Source organism: Usitatibacter rugosus, assembly GCF_013003965.1.
Classification (GTDB): Bacteria; Pseudomonadota; Gammaproteobacteria; order Burkholderiales; family Usitatibacteraceae; genus Usitatibacter; species Usitatibacter rugosus.
The window spans coordinates 892,112-913,621 of sequence record NZ_CP053069.1 but is presented as its reverse complement, the minus strand read 5'-3'; the positions used below and the strand labels follow the sequence as shown (position 1 = coordinate 913,621).

The following is a 21,510-nucleotide window of genomic DNA, read 5'->3' as shown; positions in this document are numbered from 1 at the left end:
CATGACCCCCGAGCAGATCGAACGCGAGTACAACAACCGCCAGGCCGTCCCGGACCATCCGAAGTACTTCGCGCGCTGGGACCGCGATTCCGACTACGCCCGCAAGACGCTGGAAGGCCGGCTCGACCTGGCCTACGGCCCGCACGCGCGGCATCGCATCGACTACTTTCCCGCCAGGAACGAGCGCGGCCTGCTCGTCTTCATCCACGGTGGCTATTGGCGCGCCCTGCACAAGGACTCGCACGCGTGGATCGCGCCGCCGTTCGTCGCCTCGGGCCTGGGTGTCGCGAACATCGGCTACCGGCTTTGCCCCGAGGTGCGAATCGCCGACATCATCGACGACGTGGTGGCGGCCACCAACTGGCTCTTCGCGCAGGGCATCGCGAAGGACCGCGTAGTGGTGAGCGGACATTCGGCCGGCGGCCACCTCGCCGCGGCGATCTTCGCTTCGAAGAAGCTGGCGTTCGACCCGAAGCGCGTGATCGGTGGCGTGCCGATCAGCGGCGTCTACGACCTGACCCCGTTGCCGCACTACAGCGCGAACGCCGACCTTCGCCTCGACGACGCCGAGGCGCGCAGCGTCGGCATGATGGACGTCGAGCGCACCATCCAGGCGCCGCTCTTCGTGTGTGCCGGCGGGGATGAGACGTCCGAGTTCCAGCGCCAATCGCGCGACTTCGCCACCGCGTGGGCGCCCCAGGCTCGCGATTGCCATATTCCCGCGGGCTACAACCACTTCTCGATCCTCGACGCTTTCACCGAACGAGGGCAACGGCTCCACGACGCGACGCTGGAGTTGTTCGAATGAGCGATCGGATCCTGGCAACGTATCGCATCAATGCGCCTGAGACGGAGAGCAAGGTGCGCGCCGAGGCGCTGGCCACGGAGCAGAGCGTGGAGATGCCGCTGGCCGCTGTCACCGACCCGCGCGTGCTGCAGGAGATCGTCGCTCGCGTCGAAGCGATCCGCCCGCATGGCGACGGGTTCGAGGTCGTTCTTGGAATAGCACCGGTGACGACGGGCCACGAAGCGTCGCAGCTCGTGAACATGCTCTTCGGCAACTGCTCGATGCAGCCCGAGGTCGAGCTGGTGGATGTGCAATTCCCCACCGGATACGCGAAGGCCTTTCCCGGCCCGCGCTTCGGCATCGAGGGCATCCGCAAGCTGGTCGGCGCGCCATCGCGGCCGCTCACCTGCACGGCGCTGAAGCCGCAGGGCTCGACCATCGAGCACCTCGCCAAGCTCGCGCGCACTTTTGCCAGCGCCGGCATCGACGTGATCAAGGACGACCACGGCCTTGCGAACCAGGCGTTCTCGCCGTTCGCGGAACGCGTGCCCGCCGTGCAGCGCGCCGTGGACGAGGCGAATCTCGAGCACGGCAACCGAACGATCTATGCGCCCACCTTCTCGGGCGGCCCCGCGGCGCTCGCCGAGCAAGTGCGCATCGCCAAGGCGAGCGGCGTGCGCATGGCGCTCGTCGCCCCGATGCTGGTCGGCCTTCCGGTCTTCGCGGAGCTCGTGTGCGACCAGCTCGACATTCCCGTGATGGCGCACCCTGCCTTCGCCGGTGCGAACCGTGTCGCGCCCTCCGTGCTGCTGGGCACGCTCTTCCGGCTCCTCGGCGCCGACGCCACGATCTTCCCGAATCATGGTGGCCGCTTCAGCTACAGCCGCGCGACGTGCCTCGACATCGCCGCGGCGGCGCGCCGTCCCTTCTCCGAGCTCGCGCCGTCGCTGCCCGTCCCCGCGGGCGGGATGACCGTGGACCGCGTGGATGAAATGGTCGCGGGTTACGGAGCGGACACCATGCTGCTCATCGGCGGCGGGCTGCTCTCCGCGGGCGACCGCCTGGGCGATCGCGCGCGAGAGTTCGTGAAGAAGGTCGCCGCCGCGCGATAGGCTTCAGATCGGCGGGGGATCGATCTGCCGGTCCCAGTGGCGGTGCTTGCGCAGCGCGTCGATGAAGGACGCGGCCTGCGAGGCGATCGCCCAATCGGTGTCGTCATCCACCGGAATGCCCGCCTCCTCGAGAACCGCACGGCCCGCGCCGAGCATGAGGATCGGCTTCGCGTGGCGGTACTGGTCCTTCAGGAACTCGAGCGCCTGGCCGAGCGAGCCCAGCTCGTCCGCGCCCTCTTCTCCATCCGGAACGACGACGCCGTCGTGAAGCACCGAGGGCATCGTCTCGAGCGTGCCGTCGGGCGTGATCGTCCCGCCTTTGCCCGCAACGTCACCCAGGCGGGCGGCGAGCGTGTGCACCACGACGCCTTCCTTCTGCAAGGCGGTTGTCGTGGCTTTCACGGATTTCGCATCGACGCCGGGCGCGACGAGGATCGCGACGTGCCTGCCCCGCAGGTCGCCATTGCCGGGGCGCGCGGTGAGCGAGAGCGCCGGAGACTCCTGGACCTCCACTTTCACCGAAGCGACCAGCTTCGGCATCGCCCTCGGCAGCGCCATGCCGAGCCCTTCGGCCACCTGGCCCGCCAGCTCGTCGGTGACGTTGCGAAGCATCGAGAGCGTCCGCTCGCGAATGGCCGGCACCGTCACCTTGGTGAGCTCGAATCGGAACGCGCGGACGATGTGGGCCTTCTCGTACTCCGTCTGGCTGTTCCAGAAGAGCGTCGCCTGCGAGTAGTGGTCGGCGAAGCGCTCGGGCTTGCCGCGCACCTTGTCGCCCTCCATCGGCTGCGGGAAGGACCGAAAGCCCGCAGCGCCCGCCTGGAACGGGCAACCGCCGCCGAGCGAGTTCGGCTCGTACGCCACGCGGCCACGATTCACCGCGTGCCGGTGGATGCCGTCGCGCTGGTTGTTGTTCGCCGGCGCGACCGGGGCGTTGATCGGGATCTCGTGGAAGTTCGGACCGCCCAGGCGCGAGAGCTGCGTGTCGAAATACGAATGGATGCGCCCGGCCAGCAGCGGGTCGTTCGAGAAGTCGATCCCGGGCACGAGGTTCTGCACGCCGAAGGCCACCTGCTCGGTCTCGGCGAAGAAGTTGTCGGGATTGCGGTCGAGCACCATGCGCCCGACCGGCACCACCGGCACCAGCTCCTCCGGGACGATCTTCGTGGCGTCGAGCACGTCGAAGCTGTACTTCTCGGCCTGCGCCTCGGTGAACACTTGCACGCCCAGCTCCCACTCGGGGAACACCCCGGCCTCGATGGATTCCCAGAGGTCGCGCCGGTGGAAATCCGAGTCGGCGCCGGAGATCTTGATGCACTCGTCCCAGTCGAGGGAGTGCGTTCCCGCGACCGGATTCCAGTGGAATTTCACGAAGCGCGACTCGTCCTTCGCGTTCACGAACCGGAACGTGTGCACGCCGAAGCCCTGCATGGTCTTGAGGCTGCGCGGCAGAGCGCGATCCGACATCACCCACATCAGCATGTGGGTCGTCTCCGGCATGAGTGAAACGAAGTCCCAGAACGTGTCGTGGGCGCTGGCCGCCTGCGGCATGCCGTTGTGCGGCTCGGGCTTCACGGCGTGGACCAGGTCCGGAAACTTCATCGCGTCCTGGATGAAGAATACGGGGATGTTGTTGCCGACGATGTCGAAGTTGCCCTCGCCGGTGTAGAACTTGGTCGCGAAGCCGCGCACGTCGCGCGGCGTGTCGGTGGAGCCGCGTTCGCCGGCCACCGTGGAGAAGCGCACGAAGACGGGCGTGCGCTTGCCCTTCGCCGACAGGAACTCCGCGCGCGTGAAGCGGGCGAGCGAGTCGTAGCACTCGAAGTAGCCGTGCGCGCCGGAGCCACGTGCGTGCACGATGCGCTCCGGGATGCGCTCGTGGTCGAAGTGCGTGATCTTCTCGCGGAGGATGAAGTCCTCCAGGAGCGTCGGGCCGCGCAGACCCGCCTTGAGCGAATTCTGGTTGTCCGCGACCGGAGCTCCGAAGTTCGTGGTCAGCACGGCGCCTTCGGCGTCGATGCGTGCGGCTTCGAGCTGCGGCTTGCCGGTCGAGTTGCCCTCCATGAGCGTGCTGGCACCCACCGACGGATCGGGCAGCGGCGCATGGACACCCGCCTTCGGCTTCTGCTCGCCGATCTCGTTCGGCTTGTTCGCGTTGAAGGGAAAGGCGGCGGCAAGCTTCTGCGTTGCGGCCGCTTTGCGGGCTGCGGCGTCGCCGGGCGGCGTTGCGCCGCGAGCGGGGCCGCCCGCGGTCGTCTTACCTGCGGCTTTCTTCGTGGCCATGATCAGTGCGAGAACAGCGCGATGAGGATGATGATCGGGAGGGGAACGCCCAGCAACAGCAAGAGGATCGAACGCATGTATGTCTCCTGAACGAATGAGAAGGGTCAGTCGTCGCGGCGGCGGCCGCCGAACGTGGCGGAAAGGCTCGCGACGAACGCGCCCGCCAGCAGCGAGATGAAGAGCCAGAGCGCGGTGTAGGCCGAGGCCTTGCGTGCCTTGTCAGCCGCTTCCTTGGCGGTGGCTTCGGCTTCGCGGAGCTTGGTCTGCAGGCGGGCGAACGTATCGGCGACCCGCTTCTCGGCATCCGCCGGGGCAAGACCCGTGCGTTGCGCGACGAGTTGCCCCAGGTAGCGCTGGTCATCCTGCGGCAGCGAGCCGGTACGAATCGCATTGGCGAAGATGCGAGTCGTCTCCGAAGCCGAGGCGGCGTTTTCCTGCGGAGAGGTGGTTGTCGTGGGGGCGGCGGCTCCGTCACGACGGAACAGCGAGTCGACGAAGTAGGCGGACGGGTCGAGCGACGGCTTGGCGTCCGTAGCCTGCGTTGCGCCCGTGGCGGCACCGGCGGCACCCGCGGCAGCGGTCGTGGCAACACCGCCGGCAACTGCGGCCGTGGCCTTCGCACCCGCGCCGATCATCGAGCCGATCGCCGAGGTCAGCAGTGCGGCGGTGAGGAGCGTTGCGGCAGCCCAGGCGAGGAAGCCGTGCGCGGTGTCGCGGAAGTACACCTCGTCGGTATTGACCGACACCCACTTCGTGCGAAGCCGGCCCGCGAGATAGCCGCCGACGGCGGATGCCGCCAGGCTCATGAATGTGACCCACAGGATGCTGGATACGCCGAAGGTCGTGGCACTCACGCCGTCGTACGCCCAGGGCGAGACAGAAGAGAGTCCGAGGCCGACACCGAGGAGCAGCAGGATCAACGACAGGGCCGCGGCGGCAGCGGCACCTGCAAAGATCGCGCCCCAGGAAACGGCGCTGGCGCTGGGACGAACCGAGTCGACGACGAGGTCGGGGGCACTGTAGGCGGGAGAGCTCATGGCGCGGGAATTTTCCGTATTTGAGAGGCGATGGACGATGCTAGGCGCGTGCATGCCACGGCCAAGTAGGCGTTTGAGCTGCAGGCTTGTAGGAAATCGCCTCGACTTGCGCGGGCTGAACCAAGCGAGCGCGAAGCGTCCTAACTTCCCATGCGTTCCTTCCGCCGCCTCATGCGCCAGGGCATCGCCCTGCAACGCGCGTGGGTCGATGCGGCTACGTACGTTCCGGCCGTTAATCGCCCACCGCGGAGTGGCGAACGATTCGCGGCGGGGACGCACGCGTATCGCTCGAAGGGACATCGCTACAAGCTCTACATCCCGCCGGCAGCTGCGGAGAGCGGTGCCCCCCTGCTCGTGATGCTGCATGGATGCACGCAGGATCCGGACACCTTCGCCACGAGCACGCGCATGAACGCGCTGGCTCGCGAGCGGGGCTTGTACGTGCTGTATCCGGCGCAGTCGCGAAAGGCGAACGCCATGGGGTGCTGGAACTGGTTTCAATCGCGGCACCAGGAACGGGGCCGCGGCGAGCCCGCGATGCTGGCCAGCATGACGAAGGCGATCGTCGAGCGCTACGGCATCGATCGGAAGCGCGTCTTCGTCGCCGGCTTCTCGGCGGGTGGCGCGATGGCGGCGATTCTCGCCGCTGCGTATCCGGATCTCTTCGCGGGCGCCGCCATTCATTCCTCACCGACCGTCGCATCCCTTCGCGGAGCCGATCGGGGGGTGCCGACGATCACCTTCAAGGGCGGTGCCCACGTCTGGTCCCGCAAGCCCGATCCCACGGAGGCGCTGGTCCGGTTCTTCCTCGGCGTAAAATAGCGCCATGGACCTGGTTCGAAAGCACAGCGGCGACTTCCACTGGAAGGACGTGGACGTCCTCGAGTACAAGGACGAAGGCAGCGCGCCCTTCAGGGACGTGACGCGCCAGGTGCTCTTCGGCGATCCCATGTTCCCGGCGCAGCTTCGCTACTTCGAGGTGCAGCCTGGGGGATGGACGACGTTGGAGCGCCACGAGCACACCCATGCCGTGATGGTGATCCGCGGACACGGACGCTGCGTGATCGAGGGCAAGGACCACGACATCGGGCAGAACGATCTCGTGAGCGTGCCTCCGATGACGTGGCATCAATTCCGTGCGGCAGCGGACGAACCGCTCGGATTTCTTTGCATGGTGTCGACGGAGAGGGACAGGCCTCAACTGCCGACAGCGGAGCAAAAGGTCGCGCTGGAAAAATAATTGGGGTCAGACTCCCATTTGCAGTCCCGTGAATCGGACAGAAACGCAAATGGGAGTCTGACCCCAATTATTTTTCCTAGTCGGTCTTGACGTTCGCTTCCTTCACGACCTTCGTCCAGCGCGCGATCTCGGCGCGGATGAATTCCGTGAACTCGGCGCGCGAACCGCCGGCGGTCACGAACGACGCGGCGGTGAGCTTCTCCTTCACGTCGGGCTGCTCGAGCGCCTTGCGGATCTCCGCGTTCAGGCGATCGAGGATCGGCGCGGGCACCTTCGCCGGCGCCGCGATGCCGATCCAGCCCACGACCTCGAAGCCCGGGTAGCCCTGCTCCGCGACGGTCGGAACGTCGGGCAAGTACGGCGAGCGTTGCAGGGAAGCGACGCCGAGTGCCACGAGCTTCCCGCCCTTCACCTGCGGCACGGCGCCCGGCACCGCGTCGGAGATGATCGGAATCTGCCCGCCCATCACTTGCGCGAACGCGTCCGAGTTGCCCTTGAAGGGGACGTGCGTGAGCTTGATGCCCGCGGCGAGCTGCAGCGATTCCATCGCGAGGTGGCTCGCCGACCCGTTGCCCGACGATGCGAAGAAGAGCTCGCCCGGCTTGGCCTTGGCTTTCGCCACGAGATCCTTGATCGACGTGATGCCCGCCTTCGGGTTCGCCATGATCACTTGCGGCGTGAGGCCGATGTTGGCGATCGGCGCGAAGTCCTTCAGCGGGTCGTACGGCAGCTTGGGCTGCAGCGCCACGTTGATCGCGAACGACGAGATCGGCGCCATCACGAGCGTGTAGCCGTCGGGAGCCGAGTTCTTCGCGACCTCGGTGCCGAGCACGCCGCCCGCGCCGGGACGGTTGTCGATGATGAAGGGTTGGCCGAGCGCGGTCGTGAGCTTCTCGGCGACGAGGCGCGCGAGCGTGTCCGTCGCCTGGCCCGGCGGGAACGGGACGATGATCTTCACCGGCTTCGAGGGCCAGTCCTGCGCCGCGGCGGAAGCGGCGAGCGACACGAGCAGGAACGCGAGCAGCGAGCGGGCGGTCTTCATCCGAAGTAGAGCTCCGAGGGGTTTTCGACCAGTATGCGCGCTCGCGTCGCCGCGTCCGGCGCCCAGTCGTCGAGCAGGTCGATCAGCTCGCGGCCTTTCGGTTTCGGATCCTGCGCGAGGGGATGCGGCCAGTCGCTGCCCCACACGAGCCGGTGCGGAGCGGCGGCGATCCACGCCTTCGCGACCGGCACGGCGCCGGCGAATCGCGGGCGGCCTTCGGGCTCGTCGAGGTAAGGGCCGGAGAGCTTCACCCACGTGCGGCCGCGGTCGATGAGGCCGCGGATCACGCCGAAGGCCGGGTGCTTCGCGCCTTCACCGGCCGGCAGGCGGCCCATGTGGTCGAAGACGATCGCCGAAGGCAAGCGCTCCAGCATCGCGGCGTTGTCGACGACCTGGTCGGCACGCATGTGGAGTTGCACGTGCCATCCGAGCGGCGCGATGCGCTTCGAGAGCGGCTCGATCATGTCGATGCTGACCACCTGCCCCACCGGCTGGTACACGGTGAAGCGGATGCCGCGGATACCCGCCGCGTCCATCTCGCGCAACTTCGCGTCGGTCACGTCGGGTCTCACCACGCCGACGCCCCGCGCTTTGCGGATGCCGAGCGTGGCGATCGCATTCATCGTGACGGTGTTGTCGGTGACGTGCACGCGCGGCGTCACGATCACCACGCGCGAGGTGCATTGCACGGCCTGCACGCGGCGGTAGGCCTCGACCGCAGCGGCGTCGTTGATGTGGATGTGCGAATCGCACGCGCTCACGGGATGGCCCCACCGCTCTTCAGCTTGCTGATCTCGTCGCTCGAGTAACCGGCTTCGGCCAGGATCTCGGAAGAGTGCTCGCCGAAAGCCGGCGCGGCGCGCGGACGCTCGGAGGCCGCCGCCGAAAAATGGATGGGATCGCGAATGCCGCGGAAGCGCCCCGCCGTCGGATGCTCGTACGTGTCGATGAGGCCCTCGGCCACGACCTGCGGATGGTCGAACATGTCCTCGACCGGACGTGCCGCCGCGCAGGGAACCCGCTCGCCGAAGACCGTTTCCCATTCGAGCGCCGTCTTCGCCGCGAGCGCCGCGCGGATCGCCGGGACGATCACCGCGGCTTCCTGGTTGCGCTTGCGCACCGAGTCGTAGCGGGGATCGGCGGCCAGGTGCGGAAGTCCCACCAGCTCGCAGAGATCCTTCCAGAAGTGCGGCGTGTTGGCGGAAATGTAGAGGCTGCCCTGCTTCGTGGGATGCAGGCCCGTGATGCCGCCGGAGCGCATGTCGCGGCCGACGTCGCGGCCTTCGCCTTCGGCCCAGATGAATCGTGCCGACTGCATGGCCAAGGCGCTGCGCAGCAGCGAGACGCCCACGTATTGGCCCTCGCCGGTGCGCTCGCGTTGGTAGAGCGCCGAAGAAACGCCGTAAGCGACCATCGAAGCGGCGTAGTAGTCGACGACCGACCCGTAGGCGATCTGCGGCGCGTTCTCGGTGCCCTGCATGACGCAGATGCCGGTCATCGCTTGCAGCACCTGGTCGTAGCCGGCCTTGTCCTTCAACGGGCCGGTTTCGCCGTAGCCCGTCATCGCGCAATAGACGAGGCGCGGGTTCACGGCCTTCAGCGTTTCGTAGTCGACGCCGAGGCGCGGCGGCACCGAAGGACGGAAGTTGTGGACCAGCACGTCGGCGTCTTTCACCAGGCGCTTCAGCACCTCGAGGCCCTCGGGTTTCTTGAGGTCGAGCGCCAGGCCGCGCTTGCCGCGGTTCACGCCGAGGAAGGCGCGGCTCTCGGCGGCGAGCGTCGAGGGGTACTTGCGCAGCGTGTCGCCGCCGGGCGCTTCGATCTTGATCACGTCGGCGCCAAGATCGGCGAGCAGCGTGCAGCCGTACGGGCCCGCGATATAGCTGGAGAGGTCGAGGACCGTGATGCCCGAGAGCGGACCCATGCCTACTCCGGCTTGATGCCCGCTTTCACGGCCACCTTCCTCCATTGGTCGATCTCGGAGGTGATGGTGCGAGTGAAGTCCGCCGGCGCCATCAGCACAGCCTCCGCCCCTTCGCGCAGGAAGATCTCCTTCATGTCCGCGGAGACGAGGATCTTCTGGAGGTCGGCATTGATCTTCGCGACGATCTCCGGCGGGAGGCCCGGCGGGCCCCACACGCCCCACCAGTTGTCGAACTGGAAGCCGGGCGCTCCGTTCTGCGCGAGCGCGGGCAGCTCGGGCGCTGCGGAGAACGGCGTGAGGGACGTGACGCCCAGCGCGCGTGCCTTGCCCGCTTTCGTGTGCGCGTACACCGACGGCAGGCTCGCGAAGAGCACGTCCACGTGGCCACCGACGAGATCGGTGACGGCGGGAGCCATGCCTTTGTACGGAACATGCGTCATCTGCACGCCGGCGGCGGCCATCCACAGCTCGGTGGCGAATTGGTTGGTGCTGCCCGCGCCGGAGGAGCCGAAGTTGAGCTTGCCCGGCTGCGACTTCGCGAGCGCGATCAGCTCGGCGATCGTCTTCGGCGCCATCCGGTTCGCGACGGCGAGGATCATCGGGCCGCGCGCGACCATCGTGACGGGCGTGAAGTCCTTCACCGCGTCGAACGGCAGGTTGGGCTGGATCGCGGCGTTCGTGGTGAACGAGTTCGACATCAGGATCAGCGTGTAGCCGTCGGCCGCCTGCTTCGAGAGGTAGGCCGCGCCGATGCTGCCGCCGGCGCCGCCGCGGTTCTCGATGATGACGGGCTGGCCCCACACATCGCCGAGCTTCTTGCCGATCGAGCGCGCGAACGTGTCGTTCGAGCCACCGGGCGGATAGGGAACGATGATCGTGACGGCCTTGGCCGGATACTTCGCCTGCGCGATCACGGCCATCGGGGTCGCCACCAGCAGCAGCGCGGCAAGCGCCGAGAGAAGGATGTTTTTCATAGGAGCTTCAGCCTCCGGGCTGTCGTGAGTATGTTTTCCGCGCGCACGACGAACGGCGCGTCGATCATCCTGCCGTCGACCATCCAGGCGCCGACGCCTTTCGCCACGTTGTCCTTCGCGCTCTCCACGACCTTCAATGAATGCGCGATCTCCTCCTCGGTCGGGCGGAAGACCTGGTTGATCACCGGCACCTGGCTCGGATGGATCGCCGACTTGCCGAGGAAGCCCAGGCGCCGGGCCTGCTCCGCCTCGCGCTTGAGGAGATCCATGTCCTTCACGTTGGCGAGCGCCGAGTCGTACGCGAAGACGCCCGCCTCGCCCGCCGCGAGCCGCACGCCGAGCTGGAAGTGCAGGATCACCGCGAGGTTGTAGCGCTCGATGCCCAGCGGCTCGAGCAGGTCGCCGAAGCCGAGCTGCAGGCCTTTCACGCACGGATCCGCCGCGGCGATCTCGGCCGCGTTGCGAAAGCCCTTCGCGGTCTCGATGTTCGCCATGAGGGCGAGGTCCTTCGTGACCTCCACGGCGCGTTGCACGTCGCCGGCGGACTCGATCATCGGGAGATTCACGATGTCGAGGCCGGAGCCGCGGATCGCCTCGATGTCCGCCTCGAAGTGCGGCGTGTCGATGCCGTTCACGCGGACGATGATCGTCTTGTCCTTGTTCGCGGGCAGCGAGCGGAGGAAATCGCGCACGGCGAGGCGCGCTTCGTCCTTGCGCTTCTCGTCGACGGCGTCCTCGAGGTCGATCGAAAGGGCGTCGGCTTCACCGGCCATGGCCTTGGCGAAGAGCTCCGGCCGGGATCCCGGCACGAAGAGTTTCGTTCTCATGGTTCCTTCCTCCAGCTGGCAGTGTGACGCCGTCCCGGCAAAAAAAACAGGCCGGCGAAATTGCAAGTTTCTGGATCGAAATCTGCCAGCCCGGGAGCACAAACGTCCGTTAGTTTCCGTACAAATGCGGCGCCTGCTCACCCAGTTGCTGCGGTGCCCACCCAGTTGCGGCCGTGCCCACCAGTTGCGGCCGTGCCCATCCTGTCGAGTGCTGGCGCGGTCGCGGGCGCGCCCTATCGAGTCCCGGAGCGGTTGCACCAGTACGCGTCTATCAAGCCCTATTGAGAACATGCAACTTCATGGACTTAAGCGACTTAAGTCCATGAAGTTCCATTCCCGCGAAGGTGAGACATGCCCCGCACCCGGCGCTATCCGTCGAAGATGGTTTTCCTCGAGGAGGATGTGTACTGGTACCTCCTCTCTCGCGCGACGGCTTTCGAGGACGAGCCGTCGGCGATCCTGCGCCGGTTGCTGCGCATCGGCGCCCGCGAGTCGCGAGTGGCTCGAGTCGCGCGTGTCGCGGGTGCCGCGGGTGTCGCGGGTGTGGCCAGCCCCCGGAAGAGGGTCGAGCACCGCCATGAGCTTGCGGCCGCGATCGGTGGCGCGCCGTGGTATCCGTTCGACGTCCAGCGCTACCTCTTCCTGCTGCGCTGCATTCGCGACGCGAGACCCAAGGACTTCGGCCGGGTGCTGCAGGTCGGCGGCAAAAGCCGCCGCTACTTCGCGAAGTCTGCTCGCGAGATCGAAGCCTCGGGCAACGCAACGCATCCCCAAGCCATCGCCGGCACCGGCTATTGGACGCTCACGAACCTTCCCACGCGCGACAAGGAGCGAGTCCTGCGCAACGTGATGACGATCCTGGACTTCGAGGAGGAGGCCATGCTGGCCGCTCGCGAATACCTCCTGCGAGGGCGGATCCCGGCCGCGACTCTCTAGCCGAGCTCCTTCAACCGCTTCTCCTGCTAGCCGAGCTCCTTCAGCCGCTTCTCCTGGCGCGCGATCAACCGATCGATGTCGGCGATGTCCGCGGGCGAGAGCTTGGGGCCGGGCTTGCGGATGGCCATCGTGGCGATGGCGCCGCGTTTCATCAGCATGTACTTGCGCACGGCGAGGCCGAGCGCCGTCTGCTGCTCGTAGCGAGCGAGCGGGAGATACGCATCGAAGAGGTCGTGCGCGCGTTCGACGTTGCCGGCCGAGTGGGCCTTCCACACGTCCACCATCATCTCGGGATAGCCGAAGCCCGTCATGGCGCCGTCGCAGCCGCGTGAGAGCTCCTCGGGAAGGAACAAACCGCCTCCGTTCCCTGAAAGAATCGAGATCCTGCGCTTCAGGCCGGCGCGAATGGCCGCGACCTTGTTCAACCCCGGCCCCGGCCAGTCCTCGTGCTTCAGCATCACGGCGGTGGGGATGTTGTCGAAGATCTTCTTCATCACGGGGACCGGCAGCTGCACGCCGCCGTACGCCAGCGGATGGTCCTGCACGCAGAAGGGAATGCCCGGGCCGAGCGTTTCCGCGACCATCTCGTAGTAGGCGTAGGCCTGGTCGTCGGTCTTGACCGTCGTCGCGGGCCCGGCCATCACGCCGGCGGCGCCCATGTCCATCACGCTCTTCGAGAGCTCGCCGATGGCCGCGAAGCCCGGCGCGGAGACGCCGACGATCGTGGGAATGCGGCCCTTCACGCGGGCGAGCACGCGTTTCACGTACTGCTGCGATTCGGCGGCCGTGAGCTTGGGCGCCTCGCCCATCACGCCGAGGACGGTCAATCCGGTGGCGCCCTTCTCAAGGTAGAAGTCGATCACGCGGTCGGTGCTGGCGTCGTCCAGCGAGCCGTCGTCCTTGAAGGGCGTCACCGTGATGACGAATACCCCTTTAGCTTTTTCGTCGAGTTTCATGCCCGTCATTATGCGATAACCTTGCCGGCATGCCCCACATGCCCGCATCTCAAGCGCTTTCCGCGTTTCGCGTGATAGACCTGACCCAGGTCCGCGCCGGTCCCACCGCCGCACGCCAGCTCGCCGATTGGGGCGCGGACGTGATCCAGGTCCAGATGCCCGAGCACATGCGCGGCGACGACACGCTCGGCGGCCAGGAGGGCTCGGACTATCAATACACGCACCGCAACAAGCGCTCGATCACGCTGAACCTGAAGGAACCCGACGGCGTCACCGTACTGAAGAAGCTCGTCGAGAAAGCCGACGTGCTCCTCGAGAATTTCCGGCCCGACGTGAAGTCGCGCCTCGGCATCGACTACGAATCGCTCTCGAAGATCAACCCGCGCCTCGTGTACGCGAGCATCTCCGGCTTCGGCCAGACCGGCCCGTACGCGACGCGCCCCGGCTTCGACCAGATCGCGCAGGGCATGGGCGGCCTCATGTCCGTCACCGGCGCGCAGGGCGACGGACCGATGCGAGTGGGCATCCCGATCGCGGATCTGTGCGGCGGCATCTTCGCCGCGTACGGCGTCACGGTCGCGCTTCTGGAACGCGAACGTTCGGGCCGCGGCCAGTGGGTCCACACGTCGCTGCTCGAAGCGATGCTCTACATGATGGATTTCCAGACCTCGCGCTGGACCCTCGACGGCGACGTGCCCACGCAGGCGGGCAACTTCCACCCGACGAGCATCCCGACCGGCGTCTACAAGACGAAGGACGGCTTCATCAACATCGCGGTCTTCGGCGGCAAGATCTGGGAGCGCTTCTGCGAGGCGCTCGGCTCGCCGGACTGGATCACCGACGATCGCTCGAAGTCGAAGTCCAACCGCTCCGTGCATCGCGACTGGCTGAATGCCGAGATCGAGAAGAAGCTCGCCGCGCAGGGCAGCGACTACTGGATCGAGAAGCTCAACGCCGCGGGTGTCGCCTGCGGCCGCATCAACAACATGCAGGAAGCCTTCGCCGAGCCGCAGGTGCAGCACCTCGGCATGCTGAAGAAGGTCACGTCGAAGTGGTTCGGCGAGCAGACCCTGATGGGCCAGCCCATCACGCTCGAGCGCACGCCGCACACGCTCGCCCGCGCGGCTCCGCGCCGCGGCGAGCACACCGAAGAAATTCTTTCCGAGATTGGATTCTCCCCTGAAGATTTGTCTCGGATGAAGACGGCAGGAGTTTATTGATGACCGAGAAAGTGAAATCCTGGATCGATGCCGGCGTGATGCACATTCGATTCAACAACCCTGCCAAACACAATGCGCTTTCAGTGGAAATGTGGGAGGCCATTCCCAGGCTTCTCGCACAAGCGGAATCCGACGACGCCGTCCGAATGATCGTGTTCTCCGGAGAGGGCGGGAAGTCCTTCATCTCCGGCGCCGACATCTCGCAGTTCGAGGACCAGCGCGCGCAGAAGGAGGCCGTGAAGCACTACGAGCTGATGGCCGAGGGCGCGCTCACCGGCATCAACGAGTTCAGCAAGCCCACCGTCGCCTCGATCCAGGGCTATTGCGTGGGGGGCGGCGTGAACGTCGCCATCGCCTGCGACATCCGCATCGCCACACCCGAGTCCACGTTCTTCGTGCCCGCCACGCGGCTGGGCCTCGGCTACCGCTTCTCCGCGCTGAAGAACCTGGTCGACCTCGTCGGCCCCGGTTTCGCGAAGGACATCTTCTTCACGGCTCGCCGCCTCGACTCGGCCGAAGCGCTCTCGTGCGGCCTCATCAATCGCGTGTCGGCGCCTGGCGGGCTGGAGGCACTCCTCGCCGAGTACACGCAGTCGATCACGACCGGCGCTCCACTCACCATCAAGGCGGGCAAGCGGATCATGCAGGAGATCCTCAAGGCCGACGCCGACGTCGACATGGCGTTGTGCAAGAAGCTGATCCTCGATTGCTTCGAGAGCGAGGACTATGCCGAGGGCCGCAAGGCGTTCATGGAGAAGCGCAAACCCACCTTCAGGGGCAAATGATGTTTCGAATTCTCGGCCTCGTTGCTTCCCTCTTCATCTGCTCGGCCCAATCGGCCTGGCCCGAGAAGCCCATCAAGGTCCTCATCGGCTATGCGCCCGGGGGTTCCACGGATGTCGTAGGCCGCCTCATTGCACCGCACCTGCAGCAGAAGCTCGGTCAGCCGATCGTGATCGAGAACAAGCCCGGCGGCGCCGGCGACTTCGCGGCCGAGATGATGCTTCAGCAGCCCGCGGACGGCTACACGCTCATGCTGACCACGGTCGCGGTGCATGCGATCAACCCGGGCCTCTACAAGTCGCAGAAATTCCACCCGATCGCGGACTTCACGCCCGTGGCGCTCGTCTGCTCGTATCCGATGATCCTCATCGGCTCGCCGCAGACCACGTTCAAGACGATGGCGGAGCTGAAGGATCTCGCGGCGAAACAGCCTACGTTCTATTCGTCGTCGGGCGTGGGCTCGCCGGGCCACCTCTCGGGCGAGCTGCTGGTGCGCGGCATCAACGCCAACATCACGCACGTGCCGTACAAGGGCGGATCGCCCTCGGTGCTCGCCGTGATGTCCGGCGAGGCGCAGCTCAACTTCGCGACCCTCCCCGCCGTCACGCCGCAGATCCGTGGCAACAAGGTCCGCGCCATCGGCCTCGCCTCTAAGGAGCGCAACCCCGCCGTGCCCGACGTGCCGACGATGATCGAGCTGGGCCTCCCCGAGTTCGACGTCGGCACCTGGACCGGCTTCGTCGGTCCCAAGGGCCTGCCGCAGGAAGTGGTGACGAAGCTGAACGCCGCCGTCGCCGCCGTGCTGGCCGATCCCGTCGTCCGCCAGCGCCTCGTCGACGAAGGCGCGGAAATCCGCACCATGTCGCCCGCCGACTTCGGTGCCTTCATGCGCGCCGAGAACGTGCGCTGGGTGAAGGTCGTCCGCGACGCCGGCATCACTCCCCAATAAATAGGGTCAGACCCTAATTAGATGCACGTCACGCGAGATGAGCTTCGCGATTTCGCCGCCCGCGCTTTCGTTCGCGTAGGCCTGCCCGAGTCTGACGCCTGCATCATCGGCGAGTTGATGGCCGAAGCCGAATTCCAGGGCTCCGAAGGCCACGGAATCATGCGGATGAACCACTACATCCGCCGCATCCAGGCCGGGGGCGTGAATCCGAAGCCGAACATCCGCGTCGTCGAGGAGCGCGCCGCGATGGCACTCGTGGACGGCGACAACGGCATGGGCCACCTCGTGATGAAGCGCGCGACCGGGATCGCGATCGAGAAGGCCCGCACCTGCGGCGTCGCGTGGGTCGGCTCTCAACACAGCAACCACGCAGGCCCCGCCTCGCTCTATCCGCGCATGGCGCTCGAGCACGGAATGGTCGCGCTCTACTTCGCGGTCGGCAACGCGAACCATCTCCCGCCGTGGGGCGGCCTCGACATGCTGCTCTCCACCAACCCGATCGCCGTTGCCATTCCCACGCACGAGGAACCGCCGGTCGTGCTCGACATGGCGACCACCGTCGCGGCCTACGGCAAGGTGAAGACGAAGGCCCAGCGCGGCGAGACGATGCCCGTCGGCTGGATGATCGACCGCCAGGGCAACCCGCTGACGGATCCGAAGCGTTCTGCCGAAGGATTGCTGCTTCCGATCGGCGGCTACAAGGGCTACGGTCTTGCCCTCGTATTCGGCCTGCTCGCCGGAACGCTGAACGGCGCCGCGATGGGCAAGGACGTCATCGACTTCAACGCCGACGACGTGACGCCGACCAACACCGGGCAGGCGATCTGCGTGATCGATCCCGCCGCATTCGGCGATCCGCTCGAGTTCAAGAAGCGCGTGGACGTGGTCGTGCGCGACCTGCGCGCCAGCGAACGCATGCCGGGCGTCGAACGAATCTGGCTGCCCGGCGAGCAGAGCCACCTGAAGAAGCTCGAAGCCCAACGCAACGGCACGCCCATCGCACCGGCGCTGCAGAAGAGCCTCGACACGCTCGCCGATTCGCTCGGCATCCTGCGCCTTTCCGGAGGAACACCATGACAATGAAATGGATTCCCGCCTTCGCGGGAATGACGTTGGCCGCCCTTCTCGTCTCCTCCGCGCACGCGGAGGCCCAGGACTATCCCAACAAACCGATCCGGATGATCATCCCGCTCGCCGCAGCGAGCGCGGTCGACAACGCGGCCCGCATCGTCACGCAGAAGATGTCGGAGAACATGGGCCAGCAATTCGTGATCGAGAACATGCCGGGAGCCGCGGGCATGATCGGCACGGAGCGCATCGCGAAGGCCGCGCCGGACGGCTACACGATCGGCGGCTTCAATGACTCGATCATGACGATGCTGCCGAACCTCAACGACAAGCTGTCGTGGGACATCGTGCGCGACTTCGAGCCGGTGTCGCTCGTGGGCGTGATCGAATGGGGCCTCATCACCGGCCTCGACACACCGTACAAGACCGCGGCCGACGTGATCGCCGACGCCAAGGCGCGCCCGGGCAAGGTGGACTACGGCTCGGGTGGCAACGGCAGCCCGCAACACATCGCGATGGCGCTCTTTGCCTCGCAGGCCGGCGTCACCATGATGCACGTGCCGTACAAGGGCGCGACGCAGGCCGCCGTGGGAGTCGCCGCGAATGAAGTCCCTCTCGCCTTCCAGGGCCTCGGCACCGCGGCTTCGCTGATCCACTCGAAGAAGGTGCGCTTGCTCGGTGTATCGACGCCCGGCAAGCTCGCGTCCTTTCCCGACGCGCCGACCCTCTCCGACTCCGGCCTGCCCGGCTTCGAGTTCAACTCGTGGTTCGCCGTGATGGCGCCCGCGGGAACGCCGAAGGCCATCGTGAACAAGCTCAATGCCGAGATCAGGAAAGCCCTCGCCGATCCGGGCGTGCGCGAAAAGTTGGTCGCACAGGGCTTCACGATCCGCGGCTCGTCGCCCGAGGAGCTGGGAACGGCGACGAAGAACCAGCTCGCCAAATACCAGAAGGTGATGAAGGCTGCCGGCATCAAAGCGGAGTAAATAGGGTAAGACCCTATTGACGTCGACCATGTCTTCCACACGCGACCGAGTCCTCCGCGCCATCGCGATGGCCCGCATTCCGGGCTTCCACTTCGCCGCGCATTTCCTCGACGTCCGGTTCGACCGTGTCGTGCCTCACAACGCCCTCGTGTCACTCGAAGCGGGCGAGACGTTGCTCGATGCGGATGGCTCGGCACACCCGGGCGCGATCGCCTTCCTCGCCGACATCGGGCTTTCCGCGAGCATCCGTTCGGGCCTCGATCCTGCCGTTCGCCTCGCTACCGTCAGCATGCACCTGCAGTTCACGGGGGAACGCGCGAGCGGACACATCGAAGCCGAAGGCGAATTCCAGGGCGATCTCGCCGGCATTTCCGCCCGGCAGGCGCTGAGTCGCGTCACGGTGCGAAGCGGCGGGAAGATCGTCGCGTTCGGCAGCGGTGCCTTCATCGTGCTCGAACCGCTGCCCGGCACGAAGATGCATCCGGTGCAACAGGACCGCTCGAATGTCCCGATGCTCTCCGAGAAGGAGCTCACCAAGCCGGAGCTCGCCATCCTGCGGACCGCCGAAACCGCGGAGAAGGAAGCGACGCCCAAGTCGCCCTTCATCCGCCACTTCTGGGGCTACGACTCGCATGCGACTGCGACGGGGGCGTCCTGCACGATGAAGAACGGCAGCCAGGTCGGCAACCGCGTCGGTCACGTGCAGGGCGGAATTCTCGTGGGGCTCGCGGCGGCGACGGCGAATGCGGCGCTGCCGGACACCTGGCGCCTCTCGGCGATCCAGACTCAATTCGTGAGCCCGGGCGAGGGGCGGATGTTGAAGGCGCGCGCGAAAGTCGTGCACCAGGGCCGGCAGACCGGCGTGGTCCGCACCGAGGTCACGGGCGCCGAGGGGCGCCGTGTCCTCGATGTCACTTCAACCCACGCGAAGAACTAGAACCGCTTGAAGAGGCGCGCGAAGTAGGACGTGCCGTTCAGGCCGAACTGCACGCTCTCGTACTTGAAACCGTTGTCCGTCTCGTTGGGATCCTGCTCGGTGGGCTTCACGTTGAAGATGTTGGCCGCGCCGACCGTGAGGCGGGTGTTGGGATCGAAGCTCCACGTGAACGCGAGATCCGCCGAGGTCTTCGCCTTGTATTGCTGGTTCGGCACGCCGGCTTCCGTTCCCGAAAACGTGCCCAGCGTCTGCTTGCCGAAATAGATCACCTTCAGGTTCGTCTCGAGCTTCCCGGAGATGAGGTCGAAGCCGAGGATGGCCTTGTTGCGCGGCGCGCCCTGCTCCAGGAACAGGCGCTCGCGCTCGGAGAGCAGCACGTCCTCGAAGCCCGTGAGCGCGTCCGGCGTGTGGATCTGCTTCACGTCGGTCTTGCTGTAGTTGTAGGCGAAGAAGGTGTTCAGCCGGCCCCAGCCGGTCTCGGCCTTGTGCGAGACCGTGAGGTCGAAGCCCTGCGTCTGGGTGTCCACCGAGTTCACGAAGAATTGCGCCTGCCCCACGCCCAGGGCCTGGAGGGTGGCGCCGAGCGCCGGGTAGTTGTCGGCGTCGAAGCGTCCCGAGAGCACGATGCGGTCGTCGATGTCGATGCGGTAGAAGTCGATCGTGGCGGCGACGGCCGGCGTGGGGTTCCAGGTCGCGCCGAACGTGAAGTTCTTGGATTTCTCCTCGGTGAGCTTCGGGATGCCCGCGGCATTCGCGATGGCGCCGCCGTTCGGGGCCAGCACCACGTCGAGCGGCACGCCGCTGATGAAGTCCGTGAAGGTGGACGAGAAATAGACCTGCTGGAGCGACGGGGCGCGGAAGCCCGTGCTCACGGAGCCGCGGAAGGCGATGTCGTCGGTGGCCTTGAAGAGGCCGGCCACCTTGCCCGTGGTGGTCGAGCCGAAGTCGCTGTAGTGCTCGAAGCGCAGCGCCCCCTGGAGCTTGAAGCGGCTGGTGACGTCCATTTCGACGTCGGCGTAGGCCGCGTAGCTGTTGCGCTTGCGGTCCGTCTCGTCGCTGGGCTGGAAGCCCGGGAAGCCCTGGCTCCCCGCATTGCCGCCCATGCCCACGCCGTCGACGTCGTTGTACGAGCCGGGCTCGCCCGCGAAGATCTTGTACTCCTCGTGGCGGTACTCGGCGCCGAACGCGATGTTGGTGCTCCACTGCGGGAAGAACTTCGAGAAATCCAGGTTCGTCGTGTACTGCGCGAACGAGAAGCCGCCCGCGTCGAAGCCCGTGGGGCTGATGCCGTTCGAGCTCGAGTTCGCGATGGAGGCGTTGAGCGTATTGGTGATGTCGTACTTGAGGCGGTTGTAGCCGTACGTCTGCGAGAGGTCCATCGCCCAGCCGTCGCCCACGGTCATCCGGTAGCCGCCGATCGCGGAGCGATCCGTGATGTCGCCGTTGATGAAGGGCACGAAGCCGTCCGGGTACATGGCCGCGGAGTTTCGCGACGGGATGTCGTCCGAGCCAATGCCGCCCCGCCCGAAGGCGCCGGAGGAGGCGTCGCGCTTCTGGCCGCCCAGCGTGTAGTAGAAGGCACCGGGCCCCGCCGGGAGCTCGCCGTTCACGAACAGCGTGTAGTTCTCCATCGCGGTGTCGCCGATGGTGCGGCGGGGCTCGCCCGGATCCGCGCGGTTGGAGCGGCCGCGGTCGAGGTATTCGAACGTCACGCCCGTCGTCCCGCCGCCCAGCTTGAACCCGCAGTAGGCCGAGGCGAGGTAGTTCTTGCCGTCGCCCGCGGAATCGTACTGGCCGTAGCCGAGGATGCCCTCGCACCCCGCTCGCTTCTTGAGGTCGATGCTGAGGACGCCGGCAATGGCGTCCGAGCCGTACTGGGACGCCGCGCCGTCGCGCAGCACCTGGACGTTGTCGATGGCGAGCATCGGCAGCGTGTTGAGGTCCGTGCCCGTGTTGCCGCGGTTTCGTGCACCGAAGAGGTTCACGAGCGCCGTCGTGTGGCGCCGCTTGCCGTTCACGAGCACCAGCGTCTGGTCGGAGCCCAGGCCCCGCAACGAGGCGGAATCGATGAGGTCCGCGCCGTCCGCGCCGGTCTGGCGCGTCGAAGTGAACGACGGCGAGATGTACTGGAGCGACTGGGACAGGTCGAACTGCGGGTTGGTCTCGTTGATCTTGGCCAGCGGGATGAAATCCACCGGCACCGTCGTATCCGTGGCCGAGGCGTTGGTCCTGCGCGAGCCGACGACGGAGATGGTCTCGAGCTTGGTGGCTTCTTCCTTCTTCTCGCCGGGCGGCGTTGCCGGGGCTGTCTGCGCGAAGGCGGCGGGGCTGGTCAGTGCCAGCAGGACTGCGAGGTGCAGGGGCTTCTTCATGGCCTGGGTCTCCCTGGGGTTTCTTGTGCCTCCATTAAAGCAAAAAAGAGGCCGCAGGAAATGGGGGTCTGACCCTA

At 66.6% G+C, this 21,510-nt stretch carries 20 protein-coding genes; 11 read left to right on the top strand and 9 right to left on the bottom strand.

What is annotated here, in order from left to right; genetic code table 11:
• The first annotated feature begins 1 nt into the window (after position 1).
• Positions 2-808 carry an alpha/beta hydrolase gene (locus DSM104443_RS04625; RefSeq protein ID WP_171089901.1) on the top strand — a complete coding sequence of 269 codons (807 nt, stop codon included), beginning with the start codon at positions 2-4 and terminating at the stop codon, positions 806-808.
• Positions 805-1,899, top strand: coding sequence for a RuBisCO large subunit C-terminal-like domain-containing protein (locus tag DSM104443_RS04620; protein WP_171089899.1), 1,095 nt, complete (start codon positions 805-807; stop codon positions 1,897-1,899). The genes DSM104443_RS04625 and DSM104443_RS04620 overlap by 4 nt, the downstream gene beginning before the upstream one ends.
• A gap of 3 nt (positions 1,900-1,902) precedes the next feature.
• Here the strand turns inward: DSM104443_RS04620 and DSM104443_RS04615 are convergent, their stop codons facing one another.
• Both DSM104443_RS04615 and DSM104443_RS04610 read right to left on the bottom strand, forming a co-directional pair.
• Positions 1,903-4,182: a catalase gene (locus DSM104443_RS04615; protein WP_171089898.1), complete on the bottom strand. Its 2,280-nt coding sequence runs from the start codon at positions 4,180-4,182 to the stop codon at positions 1,903-1,905.
• 104 nt (positions 4,183-4,286) lie between these two features.
• The gene (locus DSM104443_RS04610) at positions 4,287-5,219 is read right to left on the bottom strand and encodes a hypothetical protein (RefSeq protein WP_171089896.1); all 933 of its coding nucleotides are present in this window, start codon (positions 5,217-5,219) and stop codon (positions 4,287-4,289) included.
• A 150-nt stretch (positions 5,220-5,369) separates the two neighbouring features.
• Between DSM104443_RS04610 and DSM104443_RS04605 the strand changes: the two genes are divergently transcribed.
• Positions 5,370-6,041, top strand: coding sequence for an extracellular catalytic domain type 1 short-chain-length polyhydroxyalkanoate depolymerase (locus DSM104443_RS04605; RefSeq protein WP_171089894.1), 672 nt, complete (start codon positions 5,370-5,372; stop codon positions 6,039-6,041).
• 4 nt (positions 6,042-6,045) lie between these two features.
• On the top strand, positions 6,046-6,459 hold the full coding sequence (locus DSM104443_RS04600) for a cupin domain-containing protein (RefSeq protein WP_171089892.1): 414 nt from the start codon (positions 6,046-6,048) through the stop codon (positions 6,457-6,459).
• Between the two features lie 76 nt (positions 6,460-6,535).
• Here the strand turns inward: DSM104443_RS04600 and DSM104443_RS04595 are convergent, their stop codons facing one another.
• From DSM104443_RS04595 to DSM104443_RS04575, 5 genes are read right to left on the bottom strand one after another with little or no spacing between them, the layout of a single operon-like run.
• Positions 6,536-7,501 carry a Bug family tripartite tricarboxylate transporter substrate binding protein gene (locus tag DSM104443_RS04595; RefSeq protein ID WP_171089890.1) on the bottom strand — a complete coding sequence of 322 codons (966 nt, stop codon included), beginning with the start codon at positions 7,499-7,501 and terminating at the stop codon, positions 6,536-6,538.
• Positions 7,498-8,262, bottom strand: a complete 765-nt coding sequence (locus DSM104443_RS04590; RefSeq protein WP_171089888.1) for an amidohydrolase family protein — start codon at positions 8,260-8,262, stop codon at positions 7,498-7,500. Before DSM104443_RS04590 ends, DSM104443_RS04595 begins: the two co-directional genes overlap by 4 nt.
• Positions 8,259-9,425, bottom strand: coding sequence for a CaiB/BaiF CoA transferase family protein (locus DSM104443_RS04585; protein ID WP_212756941.1), 1,167 nt, complete (start codon positions 9,423-9,425; stop codon positions 8,259-8,261). Before DSM104443_RS04585 ends, DSM104443_RS04590 begins: the two co-directional genes overlap by 4 nt.
• A gap of 2 nt (positions 9,426-9,427) precedes the next feature.
• A complete protein-coding gene (locus tag DSM104443_RS04580) occupies positions 9,428-10,399 on the bottom strand; it encodes a tripartite tricarboxylate transporter substrate binding protein (protein ID WP_171089884.1) in 972 nt (323 codons plus the stop codon).
• The gene (locus DSM104443_RS04575) at positions 10,396-11,226 is read right to left on the bottom strand and encodes an HpcH/HpaI aldolase/citrate lyase family protein (RefSeq protein WP_171089882.1); all 831 of its coding nucleotides are present in this window, start codon (positions 11,224-11,226) and stop codon (positions 10,396-10,398) included. Before DSM104443_RS04575 ends, DSM104443_RS04580 begins: the two co-directional genes overlap by 4 nt.
• A gap of 351 nt (positions 11,227-11,577) precedes the next feature.
• Between DSM104443_RS04575 and DSM104443_RS04570 the strand changes: the two genes are divergently transcribed.
• On the top strand, positions 11,578-12,162 hold the full coding sequence (locus DSM104443_RS04570; protein ID WP_171089881.1) for a hypothetical protein: 585 nt from the start codon (positions 11,578-11,580) through the stop codon (positions 12,160-12,162).
• Positions 12,163-12,188: 26 nt separating this feature from the next.
• Here the strand turns inward: DSM104443_RS04570 and DSM104443_RS04565 are convergent, their stop codons facing one another.
• Entirely contained in the window at positions 12,189-13,118 is a 930-nt protein-coding gene (locus DSM104443_RS04565) for a dihydrodipicolinate synthase family protein (protein ID WP_212756939.1), read from the bottom strand.
• Between the two features lie 38 nt (positions 13,119-13,156).
• On the opposite strand from DSM104443_RS04565, the gene DSM104443_RS04560 reads away from it, so the two are divergent.
• From DSM104443_RS04560 to DSM104443_RS04535, 6 genes are read left to right on the top strand one after another with little or no spacing between them, the layout of a single operon-like run.
• Entirely contained in the window at positions 13,157-14,338 is a 1,182-nt protein-coding gene (locus DSM104443_RS04560; protein ID WP_212756937.1) for a CaiB/BaiF CoA transferase family protein, read from the top strand.
• Complete coding sequence (locus DSM104443_RS04555; RefSeq protein ID WP_171089875.1) at positions 14,338-15,123, top strand: enoyl-CoA hydratase; 786 nt, start codon at positions 14,338-14,340, stop codon at positions 15,121-15,123. Before DSM104443_RS04560 ends, DSM104443_RS04555 begins: the two co-directional genes overlap by 1 nt.
• Entirely contained in the window at positions 15,123-16,070 is a 948-nt protein-coding gene (locus tag DSM104443_RS04550) for a Bug family tripartite tricarboxylate transporter substrate binding protein (protein ID WP_171089873.1), read from the top strand. The genes DSM104443_RS04555 and DSM104443_RS04550 overlap by 1 nt, the downstream gene beginning before the upstream one ends.
• Positions 16,071-16,091: 21 nt before the next feature.
• Positions 16,092-17,147, top strand: coding sequence for an Ldh family oxidoreductase (locus DSM104443_RS04545; RefSeq protein ID WP_171089871.1), 1,056 nt, complete (start codon positions 16,092-16,094; stop codon positions 17,145-17,147).
• Positions 17,144-18,124 (top strand): Bug family tripartite tricarboxylate transporter substrate binding protein, encoded by a 981-nt coding sequence (locus tag DSM104443_RS04540; RefSeq protein WP_171089869.1) that lies wholly within the window; start codon positions 17,144-17,146, stop codon positions 18,122-18,124. The genes DSM104443_RS04545 and DSM104443_RS04540 overlap by 4 nt, the downstream gene beginning before the upstream one ends.
• Before the next feature lie 28 nt (positions 18,125-18,152).
• Entirely contained in the window at positions 18,153-19,061 is a 909-nt protein-coding gene (locus DSM104443_RS04535) for an acyl-CoA thioesterase domain-containing protein (RefSeq protein WP_171089868.1), read from the top strand.
• Here the strand turns inward: DSM104443_RS04535 and DSM104443_RS04530 are convergent.
• Positions 19,058-21,433 carry a TonB-dependent receptor plug domain-containing protein gene (locus tag DSM104443_RS04530; protein WP_171089867.1) on the bottom strand — a complete coding sequence of 792 codons (2,376 nt, stop codon included), beginning with the start codon at positions 21,431-21,433 and terminating at the stop codon, positions 19,058-19,060. The two genes, DSM104443_RS04535 and DSM104443_RS04530, sit on opposite strands and share 4 nt — an antisense overlap.
• Positions 21,434-21,510 lie beyond the last annotated feature (77 nt).

What these genes read in the sequence shown, in the direction of transcription:
- DSM104443_RS04625 (WP_171089901.1), top strand. Translation starts at nt 2, where the DNA reads ATGACCCCCGAGCAGATCGAACGCGAGTACAACAACCGCCAGGCCGTC.
- DSM104443_RS04620 (WP_171089899.1), top strand. Translation starts at nt 805, where the DNA reads ATGAGCGATCGGATCCTGGCAACGTATCGCATCAATGCGCCTGAGACG.
- DSM104443_RS04615 (WP_171089898.1), bottom strand. Translation starts at nt 4,182, where the DNA reads ATGGCCACGAAGAAAGCCGCAGGTAAGACGACCGCGGGCGGCCCCGCT.
- DSM104443_RS04610 (WP_171089896.1), bottom strand. Translation starts at nt 5,219, where the DNA reads ATGAGCTCTCCCGCCTACAGTGCCCCCGACCTCGTCGTCGACTCGGTT.
- DSM104443_RS04605 (WP_171089894.1), top strand. Translation starts at nt 5,370, where the DNA reads ATGCGTTCCTTCCGCCGCCTCATGCGCCAGGGCATCGCCCTGCAACGC.
- DSM104443_RS04600 (WP_171089892.1), top strand. Translation starts at nt 6,046, where the DNA reads ATGGACCTGGTTCGAAAGCACAGCGGCGACTTCCACTGGAAGGACGTG.
- DSM104443_RS04595 (WP_171089890.1), bottom strand. Translation starts at nt 7,501, where the DNA reads ATGAAGACCGCCCGCTCGCTGCTCGCGTTCCTGCTCGTGTCGCTCGCC.
- DSM104443_RS04585 (WP_212756941.1), bottom strand. Translation starts at nt 9,425, where the DNA reads ATGGGTCCGCTCTCGGGCATCACGGTCCTCGACCTCTCCAGCTATATC.
- DSM104443_RS04580 (WP_171089884.1), bottom strand. Translation starts at nt 10,399, where the DNA reads ATGAAAAACATCCTTCTCTCGGCGCTTGCCGCGCTGCTGCTGGTGGCG.
- DSM104443_RS04575 (WP_171089882.1), bottom strand. Translation starts at nt 11,226, where the DNA reads ATGAGAACGAAACTCTTCGTGCCGGGATCCCGGCCGGAGCTCTTCGCC.
- DSM104443_RS04570 (WP_171089881.1), top strand. Translation starts at nt 11,578, where the DNA reads ATGCCCCGCACCCGGCGCTATCCGTCGAAGATGGTTTTCCTCGAGGAG.
- DSM104443_RS04565 (WP_212756939.1), bottom strand. Translation starts at nt 13,118, where the DNA reads ATGAAACTCGACGAAAAAGCTAAAGGGGTATTCGTCATCACGGTGACG.
- DSM104443_RS04560 (WP_212756937.1), top strand. Translation starts at nt 13,157, where the DNA reads ATGCCCGCATCTCAAGCGCTTTCCGCGTTTCGCGTGATAGACCTGACC.
- DSM104443_RS04555 (WP_171089875.1), top strand. Translation starts at nt 14,338, where the DNA reads ATGACCGAGAAAGTGAAATCCTGGATCGATGCCGGCGTGATGCACATT.
- DSM104443_RS04550 (WP_171089873.1), top strand. Translation starts at nt 15,123, where the DNA reads ATGTTTCGAATTCTCGGCCTCGTTGCTTCCCTCTTCATCTGCTCGGCC.
- DSM104443_RS04545 (WP_171089871.1), top strand. Translation starts at nt 16,092, where the DNA reads ATGCACGTCACGCGAGATGAGCTTCGCGATTTCGCCGCCCGCGCTTTC.
- DSM104443_RS04540 (WP_171089869.1), top strand. Translation starts at nt 17,144, where the DNA reads ATGACAATGAAATGGATTCCCGCCTTCGCGGGAATGACGTTGGCCGCC.
- DSM104443_RS04535 (WP_171089868.1), top strand. Translation starts at nt 18,153, where the DNA reads ATGTCTTCCACACGCGACCGAGTCCTCCGCGCCATCGCGATGGCCCGC.
- DSM104443_RS04530 (WP_171089867.1), bottom strand. Translation starts at nt 21,433, where the DNA reads ATGAAGAAGCCCCTGCACCTCGCAGTCCTGCTGGCACTGACCAGCCCC.